Genomic DNA, 12197 nt, shown 5'->3' on the forward strand with positions numbered 1-12197 from the left:
GGACGGTCGTTTTATGTTTCTTTCGCGTGCGATGCGCAACGCTCCCTAACTTGCGATTCGCCGAACCCTGAATAACGTGCCCGCAAGGTTCAGCGAATTGCCGTCATGATGGGAAGACCGCGTTTCCGAAACGTTTCCGTCCTTGATGCAAGCGCTTCAGCGCCTTGAATGCAGGCACGCGCAAGTGCCGCGACGCGCACAGCGCGAGCTTCCTTGCGAAGCTCACGTCATGGCTATGCGTTCGATTTCGACACACCTTCGAGTGCGAGACGCGCACCGGCAACGCGCTGATGCGCCCATTGCCGCCGCTCACGCGAGAGCGACTGATAGGCCGCTTCACGCAGCATCGGATGACGGAATGCATAGCAACCCGCGCCCGTCGCCACGATGAGCCGCGCTTGCAGCAGGGTGGTGAGCAGCGGCTCGATTTCGCCGACACTGCGCCCTGCCACGTCGGCGAGCAATGCGGCGGTGAAATCCCGGCCGCTCGCGGCAGCAAGCTGCGCCAATGGCTTGGCAGCGCCGGCGGAATCGATGCGCCCCATCAGCAACTCGTGCAGGCACGGCGGCACGGTGTTGGCCGGTAGGCGCTCGGCATTGGCCGCAGCACGCGCGAGCGCCACCAGGTAGAGCGGCACCCCGTCCGCACGCCTCGCGATTTGCGCCTCCGTGTCGGGCTCGAGCGCGGCGCCCTGCGTGAGTGTTGCGATCAGCTCCATACTCGATTCGGGCGACAACGGCTTGAGCTGGATGCGGGCAATTGCGGTGGTCGACGGCCACGGCACAGCAAAATCGTCGCGCCCCAGAAGTATCGGCAAGCGCCGATGCAGCGGTGCTTCAACCAGGCGCGCCACGAGTTGCAAGGTGCCGGGGTCGGCCCATTGCAGGTCATCGAGACAGATCAGGCCGCCGTCCGGCACGGCTTCTTCGAGTAACGCGAGCAGGTGAGCGACGATGGTTTCGACCTCAGGCGACGCGCCTTCGAGCCGGTTCGACCGGTCGCCGAACACATCGCTCAAAGCTTCGAGCGCCGCTTGAGCGCGTGGGGTCTTCGGTACCGCGGCATCGCGAAGCCAGCGCCGGAACGGATGAAACGGCGTGGCCGCCAATTCGGGCCGGCAGCGCAATTCGAGCGCCGCCATGCCCCGGCTCTTCACAAATTGCCTGACCAGCGACGATTTTCCTGTCCCCGCGTCACCTGTCATCAGCAGTGCGCGCATGGATAGCTGAGCGCATTGGCGTAACGCATGGTCCAACTGTGTCAATTGCGTGTCGCGTCCGATCAGCGTGCCGCGCTCCTGCGCCGGCAGCGCGGCATCCAGAGGCATCGCCAGCAGCGCCTCTACTCGTTCGCCCGTGGAGGCATCGCTGACGAACACCTGACGCACGGCGCGGAAATCGCATTCCGGCAGCAGTTCGGCCGTCGCATCGCTCATGAGGACTTCGCCGGCACGCGCGCTATTGGCGAGCAAGCCGACGATGCGCGTCAGCCGGCAACCGAGATCCGGCTGATTCTCGTGGGCAGCACTCAGCGTCAGCCCGGTATGGATGCCGAACACAATGTCGACGCTGCCGCGCTCGGGCGCACCGGCCGCCCCGTCTGCCCTGATCGAATCGCGGCATTCGAGTGCGGCTGTCACGGCCTGGCGAACGGCACCTTCATGGGTGACCGGAAAGCCGAAGTACGCGAACATCCCGCCACCCGGCGCGTGCACGATGTAGCCGCCCGCGGCCTGCAGGATCGTTTCACAGCGCTTGCGCGGCGCCACGAGCGCGGCGGCCCAGCTATCCGGATCGTCGCAGCGCGGCACGGTCAGCTGACAATACGCGACCGTGATCTGGCGACGCTCCGCCACCTCGGCAAACATCGGCGCGACCGGGAGCGTCGGCGTCGCGACGAGCGCCAGCGTGTCGCGGTGCGGCGGCACGTCGAGCGCGGCCCGGCAGTGTTCGAGTTCGGCTTGCGCCTCGCTCCGGCGGCCGGCGCGCATCAGCAAACCGATCAGCAACTGCCACGCGGATTCATCCCAAGGCTCCTCGACCGTCAGGCGGCGAGCGTGGGCCGCCGCGCGGGTGAACTCGCCCTGCTGCGCAAATCCTTCCGTGAGAAACCGCCGCAAGCGCGAGATCGCACAACGGTAAGCGACGCGACGCGCATCCATCCAGCGTTCGAACTCACCGGCGTCGTCGATCTGGATATCGGCGAGGAATTCCCCCCGGTAGAGCGCCGCGGTTTCCGACAACGCTTCGAGCCGTTCCGGCGCTGCGTCCGCGGCGGCCTCCGCAAGCCGGTCGTCGGACGGCAACTCGCCAATCGCCAAAGACAACGCATGAACGTCGACCCACGGCAGCGCGTCCGGCCGCAGGCAAAGCAGATCACGATGAATCTCGAAGCATTCTTCGCCGAGCGCCGCTTTCACGTCGAACAGGATGCGTTTGAGCTTGCGCCTGCCGCTTCCTGGTTCTTCGCCAGGCCAAAGCAATTCGGCCAGCCAATCGCGTGAATGCGCAGCCCCCGGTTGCGACACGAGCCACGCGAGCAGTGCGCGCGACTTGTGATACTTCAGCGGCAGTACGGTGTCGCCACGTTCGATGCGCATCGGCCCCAGCAACGCGATGCGATTTGCATGCGGCACCGCCAGTTCGTCGCTGTGCGCGCGATAAGGCTGAAGCAGCGGCAACACCGCCGGCTGCCCTGCCGGATTCGATTCGATCACGAGCATGTCGTGTCCGCCCCCGCCGTACGGCGCCTCTCAGCTCGCCGCCGGACTGGATGCCTGCTCCAGTTAATTGTGGATGAACTCACCCTGGGTCGGCGCCCCGGGTTAGCGGTCTTTGCTATTTGCTATTAAGTACTGGCAGGAGAATCGAATCCCGGCTGGGAAGGTCCATTTCTTTTCCCCATGGTCGGCAAGATTTCTAGTACCCCTTGTGCGGCCCGACCCGCATGCCCGCTCGCGACAAGGATATTTAACAAATAATAATCATCACACTAATACAAAGTCCGCGCTTGATTTGTAGGTCAGGCCGGCCTATGGCTGCGCTCGCAACGCTCGCTGCAACCCGCCCAGCCGCGGCCGGCCGCGGCCGGAAAGGCGGCGGCCGGAAAGGCGGCGGCGGCCCTCGCGCGATCCATCCACGCCGTCATGCCAGCTCCGCTTACCGGCTCATCCCGGCGCGTGTGCCGCCGCTCAGCACCCCCAGATCGCGCGCTGCCTTTGCCGCTTCGCTAATGTGACGAACCCGTAGTTTCTCGACGATTTCCGGATATACCCTTCGGTGTACCTGGTTTTCAGAAAGCTTCAGTGCCTGCGCGATAGGCGCGGCCGCCATGCCGCGGCTCAACATCCGCAGGACTTCGATATCGCGCGCGGAGAGCTTGTATTCGTCGGTCGCCGCACGCGCACGCGCCTCGGCACGCCACTCCACCAATTCGGCCGCCAGCACCCGCAGCGTATGACGCCGCCTCAGCATCAGATCCCGGTTTCCCGCTTCGCTCATGCCGGCGACCAGCAGGTACCCGACGAAAGACTCGCCCGCTGTGCGCGCCGGCGAAATCACGCCGCCGGCAAAGCCTGCCTCGGCAAATGCGTCGAATGCCTGACGTTGCCCGGCACTGCGAATCTCGAGCTGATCGCTGGAGGACGGCCCGCTGTTCGAGCGCGCGTACTCCAGAAACAGGTCGTTCATGTACCAGCGCCGCTGCACGAACTTTTGCAGCAACGAGAAGCAGCCTTCCGACATGAAGTGACACCAGCTGATGCCCTGCTCCCGATTGGAGAGCTGATACGAAGCGAAGATGTACTTCGCCGGCGCTTGCCCACGCTGGGCGAGTACGCTCGATACGAGATGCGCGAGCCTGGGTTCGCTGCGCGTCGCGCGGATCGAATCAAGGTTGCTCGCCCCCATTTGCAAGGTCCTGCCAGTCGTTTCGGTGCGCTCGCGCAGCAACCGGTGATGGCGCTCAAAAGTGCGCTGATACGCGACCCGTAGCACGTCACGATGAGGATCGGCGGCGACTGCTTGCATCAAGTCATCTGCCGAGCGAATCCGCGTTGAAATGGTGATGCACATGCCATCGGGTTGCACGAGTTGCCGTTCGATCAGCTGTCCATCGGGGCCGGCCATCAGCGCTAGCCGCAGCCGCTCTTTCGCCGCCCAGGCGGTCTCAACGAACTCCAGGTCCACGGTACAAGGTCCCCTTTCGCCGTGCCGGAAGACGCGGGAAGTCCAGCGTTGCCTGAAAGTCATGTGTCCGCAGCCACGGGGGCGCCGCGGGGGCGCTGCTTTGATGCAGGCAACACATGGACGCGCTATATGCTTATTGCCACCTTATGTCACTCATACGTTCGTTTTTTCATCAGTCGTTGAACGATGCGGTCTGTCGTGACGTTAGTGCAAAGCGCCGCAATAGAACATACCTGGAAATGAGTATTTTGAGGTCGCTTCTGAATCCCGTTCGACGTCCGGCCTTGACACACAAGGCGCGCAGATCATCGGCGGTGATTTCGTCGAGTCGCCGGTTCTGGAAAGTCGGCAGGATGCCCCGACCGACGATGCTCTTGCGCATCGCCTTCGTGCTGTCGGCCATCCGGGCGCCGGCAAGCCATTGCGCGCTCACGCCGTCAAAGGTCCTGGCGGTGGTCAGCCGGCGGTTCTATCGCCAACCTGTTCCGCTGGCCGGCGATAGTCACCGATAGCTACCGATGGCTACCGATAGCTGCCGCGACGTATTTCTTTTATAAATCAAAACGTTATTGCAGTTTTTCGATAGCAGACGATAGTCCCCGAAGGACGCGGTTTCACTCTCACTCGATGGTTAATCGCATGCCGCAAACCCACCTAGGACGTCCCTCCGGCTCCCGTTGCGTCCACCGATACCGTCAGCGATACCGATATTCCTTCCTTGAATTCAACAGCACCCGGAGACCGGCGCTGGTGAGACTGCTTCGCACTGCGGACCGGCCGTTACCTTCGCCGTCGCGCGCTGCGATCCTGCCATCCGGATTCCTCAAATGCTCGCTTGACTATGCATGCGCTGGCAGGTAAGCGAACCTGCGCTATCGGGCAAGCGTGACCTGGGCTGTCGGCGATATTGTTGTCTCGCCCCGCAAAGCCTGCCGCCCCCTTTGGGGCAAGGCAATATCAGCAACCGTTTTGCATGGGACCGGTCGCATCGATGTTCCATATACTGTGAAGAATTAGATCTTCGAGGGGGTTGCTCATGGCTAACCCGTCGCGCGTCAGCGTCGCCGTTCTTGACGACTATCAGAACCGCCCGGAAGTTGTATCAAACGTTCCATGACGACTCTGTACGCAACATCGTCGAAATGTCCAGACCGAAGGGAGCGTTCGTCCGCCTGAATTCGAGGCCACGCAGGTCGTGCAACAACCGGTTTCAAGGAGCACTTCATGAATGTCAACCCACCATCCTCAGATCCAAAGGACACGCTCATGAGTCAGGCGACGCTCTATTTCGACGACCTCAAGATCGGCGACACCTTCACCACCGGTACGTATGAAGTCAGCGCTGCCGACATAAAGCGCTTTGCCGCGGAGTTCGATCCGCAGCCGTTCCACCTCGACGATGAAGCCGCGCGCGACACGATGTTCGGTGGGCTCGCCGCGAGCGGCTGGCATACCGCGGCGATCACGATGCGTCTACTCGTCTCCGGTGGCCCGAAGCTCGCCAACGGCGTGCTCGGCGCCGGCGGCGAGATCGAATGGAAGATGCCGACGCGTCCCGGCGACGTGCTGCATGTCGAAAGCGAAGTCGCAGAGCTGATCCCGTCCCGTTCGCGAACCGATCGCGGAATGCTCGTACTGCGCTCCAGAACAATCAATCAACGTGGCGAAGTCGTGCAGAGCCTGAACGCAAAACTGATCGTCGCGCGCCGGCCCGCGTAACGGCGAACACCCAATACGTTCATCGGGCGCTCGCACCGGGCATCTGAGGACGATTTCCGCGTTAAAGATCCTGCGCGCCATCCAGGCGTGGCAGTTCAATTGTCGGCGAGTGCCCGCGTGACCAGCGCTTCAAGAGTGCCGTCGTGCTGGAAGCCGGCCTCGACCGCGCGCCGGTCGATCAGCGGCGGCTGACTGCCAAACAGCCGCTCGATCGATTCGTCGGGGGCATAGTCGATCTGCGCAGAGCCGAATCGATCCACCAGCGCATCGACAATGGTTTGCACTTCGAGCCGCAGCACCGGGGGCGTCCACACACGTTGGGCTTGCAGACCATCGGCAGGCAGGCGCGCGGCATGCAGCAGGTTGTCGACGCAACACGCACGCGACATCCACCATGCGGTTGCCGACGGCGAGACCGGACACGTATAACGCAGGCCGAGTTGCGCGGCGCGGAAGATCGCGCTCATGAAGGCCGAGCCATGCCCGGTCGACAGGCCCGGCCGCGCGACGATCCCCGGCAGGCGCAGCGACCGGCCATCGAGCTTGCCGCGGCGTGTCCAATCCGCCAGAACCTGTTCGCCGACCAGCTTGTGCACGCCGTAGCTCGTCGTCGGCCTCGGGAGAGTGTGCTCGTCCATCCGCGGCGGGAGCGGCGCGCCATACACGGCCACACTGCTGGCGAAGACGACTCGCGCCACCCGCGAATGCGCTTGTGTCTGTTGCGCGAGCCGCTCGAACAACGCCAGCGTGGCGTATAGATTGATGCGCTCGCCGAGCGCATGATCGGCTTCGGCCTGGGCACCGGGCACGCTTGCCAGATGAAAGACGATATCGACGGGTTCCGATAGCAATGCGTCAAGCGTAGGCGGCGCACCGAAATCACCGGCGAAGAACCTGACGCGAGAATCCGCGGAAAATGCGTCGGCTTTCTGGTCGACCAACAGCAGTTGCGTTACATCGTCGGCGTGAACAACGCCTTCATTCAATAGCCGCCGAACCAGAGCGCTGCCGACAAAACCATTGGCGCCTGTTACCAGGACTCTCATCGTTGCGCCTCGCCGTTGCTTGCAATCGCCGCTGGCACGACACGCTGATCGATGACGCCAAAAGGCGCGCCGCCTTCCGCGTCACGCGCCGTCATCCTGACCCGATCGCCGAAGCGCATGAAAGCAGTCCTGGCCTGCCCCTCATCGACGATCTCGATCACGCGGCGCTCGGCAATGCATGCCGACCCTGCCGCGCGGTCGACATTCGATACGGTGCCCGAACCGATGATGGTCCCCGCGGACAGCCTGCGCGTGCGCGCCGCGTGTGCGATGAGTTCGCCAAAACCAAAGTTCATCTCGCCGCCGCATGGGTGCCCAAACCATTGCCCATTCCACTCGACATGCAATCGCAGTTGCACGCGACCATCGCGCCATTCGTTACCCAACTCGTCAGGCGTGAGCGCGACGGGAGCGAAGCTGGTGGAAGGCTTGGCTTGCAGAAAACCGAATCCGCTCCTCATTTCCCGTGGTCCGAACCCGCGCAGGCTCCAGTCGTTGATCTGCACGACAAGACGAATATGCTTCACTGCATCGGTCGCCGATACGCCCATCGGCACGCCGTCGACTATCACGCCGAACTCGCCTTCGAAGTCGATGCCATCGCGCTCGTCCGGCAGCGGCACGTCATCGGTCGGACCGAGAAAGTCGTCGCTCGCGCCCTGGTACATGACCGGCACCGTGTCGAACTCGGGAATAGGCGGCGTGTTGAATGCACGCTCCATCAAGCGGCCATGATTCAGGAACGCAGAACCATCGCACCATTGAGGACTGCGCGGCAACGGCGCGGCGCACCTACTCGCGTCGAACGGGAAAGCGTCGGCCACACGACCGTCATTCAACTCTTCGTAAAGCCTTTGCAATTGAGATGCAACATCGGTCCACTGTTCAATCGCAGCGAGCATGGTGTCGGCAATCCCCGTTGCCTTCGCGGCATGACGGCGGTCGCGCGAGACGACGAGCAAAGTGCCGTCGCGACGACCGCGCAAAGTGGCAAGTTTCATCGTGTTTCCGTCTCCACAGGCAGGTTGAGCGCCGTGGCAATGGCGCTGTCGTAGGTACCATCGACAAGCACAAACAACATCCGGCACACGCGGTTCGAGCGGTTGGCCCACGCGTGATTGGTGCCGCGCTGGATCACGACGCTCCCCGGCGCGAGCGCCACTTCGCCCTCGTCGAGAATCAACGTCATTTCGCCATCGATCACGACGCCGTAGTCGATCGACTCCGTGCGATGCATCAGCGGATGCGGAGAATCCCCTTGCACCGTCGACACATCGGCGTCGCCCGTCTCGCTGAACGCGGCGTGCATCTTCGACGCGCCGTGCGCGAGAAACTCCTGCGTATCCGGTGGTATGTCGACGAAACGGAAGCGCGTACCCAGTTTCGGAGGCGGCAGCATCAAGGGTCCGACGGTTGGGTCCGGCTCGTTGTCCACGCGAGCCGGGCTGCCTGCGGTCGACCAGACCTCATGGAATACCGTGCCGGGAATAGCCTGGATTTCGACCACGGTCTGCAATGGTCCATCCGACGCGACGACGGCGCGTCCGCGCGCGTCGTGGCCCGTGACGATCCGGCGAATGGGTGGCAAGCTCATGTCGTAACCTCGTCGAATATTGCAACGGCGCGCGTCCAGCCGGCCGACGCGCCGCGAATCTTGTGCGGAAAGCAGCTGATGGTGAACCCATGCGGCGGCAGCGCTTCGAGGTTGTGCAGCTTCTCGAGATGGCAATAGCCGATGTCGCGCCCCGCCTTATGGCCTTCCCAGATCAGCGAGACGTCGCCGGTTTCGGCGATCTTCTTCGCCGTGTACGAAAAAGGTGCATCCCAACTCCATGCATCGGTGCCCGTCAGACGTATGCCGCGCTCGAGCAGATACATGGTGGCCTCGTAGCCCATTCCGCAACCGGCGTTGACGTAGTCGCCATGCCCATAGCGCGAACCGGCGCGCGTATTCACGACGACGATGTCGAGCGGGTCCAGTTGATGGCCGATCCGTGTGAGTTCCGCTTCGACATCGGCGGCGGTCGCGACATAGCCGTCCGGGAAGTGGCGAAAGTCGAGCTTCACGCCCGGCTGAAAGCACCACTCGAGCGGGACTTCGTCGATAGTGGCGGACGCCTTCGGGTCGCCGAGGTTCGCGTCCATCGTCGAATGGAAATGCCAGGGCGCGTCGAGGTGGGTGCCGCTATGCGTCGTCAACGTGACCCATTCGGCCGCGGCGGCTTCGCCGTCCGGGAAGTCTTCGACCTTGGTTCCCGGCAGCATGGCCATGAATTCGCCCACGGTATCCGCATGCTTCTGGTAGGTGATTTTCGGCGCGAGCGGCGGTGGGTCGGATAACACGTCGTTTTCGAGGTAGATCGAAAGATCGACAAATCGGCGATTCGGTTTCATGCGGAAACTCCCACGTTGCGTGCACGGTGTGGAAGACGAGAAAAGCAGAAGATCGCGATCGCGGCAATCGCCACCGCCGCCGCACCGAGACTGCCGTAGCCGAAGTGCTTGACGAGCGTGCCGCCAAGAATCGGGCCGATGGCGGCGCCCGTCATGAGCATGGCGGGCGTGGCCGCAACGGCACGGCCGGTCCTGTCGAGGCGCGCGAGTATGCCGAACGCGAAGGTGTGGCTGAAGATCATCACCGCCGCAAACACCGAAGCGCACACCGCATACGGCGCGAAAGCGCTGCTCTGCGTGAGCGTCACCGCGATGACCGCCTGCGCCAGCGGCCCACATTGCACGACTCGCACGCCCGGCAGGCGCGATTCCAGAAAGCCCGCGAGCGCCGCGGGTATCAGGTTCACGAGACCGAGGGCGATGAGCACACCCGTGACAGCGGAGAAACCGAAGCCGCGATCCAGTCCGATGCGCTGCATGAAAGCAAATACCATGGCCTGCGTCAGTCCCATGCAGGCGACGCCGATCATGCCGAACCAGACAGCCCGGTCGAGCCGCGACTCGGCGCTCGCCGCGCCGGTATCGCGTGAGCGGGTCGCCGGGAACGCCATCGCGGAGATGAACGCGGCGACGGCCATCACGCCGGCGAACACGTGGAAAAGCGCCCTGCCGCCGTGAGCCGCAATCAATCCCGGCGTGATGCCGAGAAAAGCGATGGCGAAACAGCCCAACGACAACCCGGCCATCGCGAAGAGCCGATGCGGATTAAGACTGCGCCCAATGGTTCCGTGCGTGACGCTCAGGCTGCTTCCGACAGAAAGCCCGGCCACCAGATGCAGGCCCGCCATCAGCTCATAGCGGTCGGTCGCCGCGGTCACGGCGAACGCGACGGCGGCGACAGCGAAGCCGGTCGGCGCAATGACGCGTGCCTGCAGGCGGTTCAGGCGGGGCGAGAGGAACACGCTGCTCGCGACCGCGCCGACGAGAAACAGTGTGGCCAGCGCGCCGGCCTGCTGCGGGTCGAGATGATAGTCGCCTATCAGCGTGCCCACCCAGACAGGCAGAGCGACCAGGTCGACCATGCCGGCGCAGTGCGCAACGAGCAGCGCCAGCACGCCAAGGCTGCCGTATCGCGTCGCCACGGGAGCGCCGGCTTGCGCCGCGGGTTGTTGCGCGGCATCTGCTGTGATGTTCTGTACCATTTGTTTGCCTCCTTCGCCTCAGATCGGTTGTGCCAGGCTCATGAGCGTCTCGCGCATGATCTGGGCGTGTTCTGCCCTATCGCCTCCGCAAATCTCGATTTCGCCAAGCCGGCCTGAGTTTTCCACGACGATGCGGCAGCGTTCCCAACGGTGCGCCTGGAACGCACGCAAGGCCGCGTCGAGCGTCGCGCCGCGACCCAATTCTTCGGCGAGGACGATGCCGTCCTCGACGCCGATGCCGGCTCCGGCAGCCATATGAGGCGTCGTGGCATGCACCGCATCGCCCACGAGCACCACGCGTCCCGCAAACCACGGTTGCGGGACGAGCAGCCGTTCCAGCGGCCGGTAGATGACCGTCGAATGCGGGCCGATCTGGTCACGGATGGACTGCACCAACGGCGCGCTGAACGACGCCAGCAGATCGCGCAGCATCTGCGGCCAGCACTCGGGGTCGATGCGCTCGTTGGTCGGACGATCCTCGGTGACGAAGACGTACATCTCGTCGTGAGACACGGGATTCACGCCGGCCTTCACCTTGTGTCCCATCCACATCGTCGCGCAAGTGATCTCGGCCGGCCGCGACACGACTGCACGCCAGATGCCCTGACCGGTATAGCGTGGCTGAGGCGCGTCAGGGAACACGGCTTGCCGCACTTTCGAGTAAAGGCCATCGGCGCCGATGACGAGGTCATACGTGGCCTGCGTACCGTCGGTTAGCGTCACTTCGACGCCGTCGTCCCGTTGCACGATTTGAGAGAACGTGCAGCCGAGGCGCACGTGCACGCCCGCCGCTCTCGTCGCCTCGGCAAGAATGTCGGCCAGTATCGGTCGCATGATCGCGCCACCACCGGGAATGTCCGGCCCCGCCACGCGAGGCGTCGGCAGTTGCCCTAACGGCGCGCCGCTCGACGCAAAGAGGTTGACACCGTCGCCGCAGAAGCCGCGCTCCATCACCGCTTCGACGACGCCGATCGTCTTCAGCGCACGCAGCGTCGGACCGCCGATGCTGATGCCGGCGCCATAGGCGCGCCACTCGCGATCGATCTCCACGAGATCGACCTTCAGCCCCTGCTTTACGCACTGAATTGCAGTGGCCATGCCGGAAAAACCGCCTCCGACTATGAGGACATGCCGAATGGAAGTCATGCTGACGTCTCCTGATTTCATCTGCCGCCCCCGATCGTCATACGCGGGCGCGTTTTCTGTTTTCAAATGTCGTGTGGCTGTCGTGCAGCCATGCACTCACTGCCGCACCTTTTCGCCCCCGGCTTCGTTGCACGTCGGCGCGGAATCCGGGGGCATGAATACGCATACGTCGCCGTCTTCTGTCACTGCCGTATCGAACCGCGTCAACCGCTGGCCGAGGCACGGCCCCACCAGGCACTCTCCGGTCGCAATATCGAACTGCGCCCCATGCGCGTGGCAAACGATCCGTGTGCCGTCGCCGTTCAGATAGGCGTCCTTGCGCCAGGCCATCGGCGTGCCGCCGTAATGCGGACACGCGTCCAGATACGCAAAGACCTCATGGCCTCGGCGAACGAGCAGCAACGTGTCGCGCCCCTGTCCGGCGGGATCGAAACCCCGTGACCCGGGGTCGTCGAGGTCGTCGAATCGGGCGAGGCGAACCGCCAGGGTGGCCACTGACATG

General features: G+C 63.8%; 11 protein-coding genes. 1 reads left to right on the forward strand and 10 read right to left on the reverse strand.

From position 1 onward, the window contains the following. Positions 1-233 precede the first annotated feature (233 nt). The 3 genes from DLM46_RS12815 to DLM46_RS41240 all read right to left on the reverse strand — a co-directional run bounded on the left by DLM46_RS12815 (position 234) and on the right by DLM46_RS41240 (position 4621). The gene (locus tag DLM46_RS12815) at positions 234-2723 is read right to left on the reverse strand and encodes an ATP-binding protein (RefSeq protein WP_115101140.1); all 2490 of its coding nucleotides are present in this window, start codon (positions 2721-2723) and stop codon (positions 234-236) included. Between the two features lie 436 nt (positions 2724-3159). After that, positions 3160-4188, reverse strand: coding sequence for a helix-turn-helix transcriptional regulator (locus DLM46_RS12820; RefSeq protein WP_165847966.1), 1029 nt, complete (start codon positions 4186-4188; stop codon positions 3160-3162). A 172-nt stretch (positions 4189-4360) separates the two neighbouring features. Next, the gene (locus tag DLM46_RS41240) at positions 4361-4621 is read right to left on the reverse strand and encodes a hypothetical protein (protein WP_425273983.1); all 261 of its coding nucleotides are present in this window, start codon (positions 4619-4621) and stop codon (positions 4361-4363) included. 833 nt (positions 4622-5454) lie between these two features. Between DLM46_RS41240 and DLM46_RS12830 the strand changes: the two genes are divergently transcribed. Beyond that, the gene (locus DLM46_RS12830) at positions 5455-5907 is read left to right on the forward strand and encodes a MaoC family dehydratase (protein ID WP_115101142.1); all 453 of its coding nucleotides are present in this window, start codon (positions 5455-5457) and stop codon (positions 5905-5907) included. 95 nt (positions 5908-6002) lie between these two features. On the opposite strand, the gene DLM46_RS12835 is transcribed toward DLM46_RS12830, so the two are convergent. The 7 genes from DLM46_RS12835 to DLM46_RS12865 form a co-directional block, all read right to left on the reverse strand. Further along, positions 6003-6953 carry an NAD-dependent epimerase/dehydratase family protein gene (locus DLM46_RS12835; protein WP_115101143.1) on the reverse strand — a complete coding sequence of 317 codons (951 nt, stop codon included), beginning with the start codon at positions 6951-6953 and terminating at the stop codon, positions 6003-6005. After that, positions 6950-7954: a fumarylacetoacetate hydrolase family protein gene (locus DLM46_RS12840; RefSeq protein ID WP_115101144.1), complete on the reverse strand. Its 1005-nt coding sequence runs from the start codon at positions 7952-7954 to the stop codon at positions 6950-6952. The genes DLM46_RS12835 and DLM46_RS12840 overlap by 4 nt, the downstream gene beginning before the upstream one ends. Continuing rightward, positions 7951-8547, reverse strand: a complete 597-nt coding sequence (locus tag DLM46_RS12845) for a cupin domain-containing protein (RefSeq protein ID WP_115101145.1) — start codon at positions 8545-8547, stop codon at positions 7951-7953. Before DLM46_RS12845 ends, DLM46_RS12840 begins: the two co-directional genes overlap by 4 nt. Then, positions 8544-9347: a cyclase family protein gene (locus DLM46_RS12850; protein WP_115101146.1), complete on the reverse strand. Its 804-nt coding sequence runs from the start codon at positions 9345-9347 to the stop codon at positions 8544-8546. Before DLM46_RS12850 ends, DLM46_RS12845 begins: the two co-directional genes overlap by 4 nt. After that, a complete protein-coding gene (locus DLM46_RS12855; protein WP_115101147.1) occupies positions 9344-10549 on the reverse strand; it encodes an MFS transporter in 1206 nt (401 codons plus the stop codon). Before DLM46_RS12855 ends, DLM46_RS12850 begins: the two co-directional genes overlap by 4 nt. Positions 10550-10567: 18 nt before the next feature. Continuing rightward, positions 10568-11695: an FAD-dependent oxidoreductase gene (locus tag DLM46_RS12860; RefSeq protein ID WP_115101148.1), complete on the reverse strand. Its 1128-nt coding sequence runs from the start codon at positions 11693-11695 to the stop codon at positions 10568-10570. A gap of 96 nt (positions 11696-11791) precedes the next feature. Then, a complete protein-coding gene (locus DLM46_RS12865; protein ID WP_115101149.1) occupies positions 11792-12196 on the reverse strand; it encodes a Rieske (2Fe-2S) protein in 405 nt (134 codons plus the stop codon). Between the last annotated feature and the right edge of the window lies 1 nt (position 12197).

This window comes from Paraburkholderia lacunae (assembly GCF_003353175.1).
GTDB lineage: Bacteria > Pseudomonadota > Gammaproteobacteria > Burkholderiales > Burkholderiaceae > Paraburkholderia > Paraburkholderia lacunae.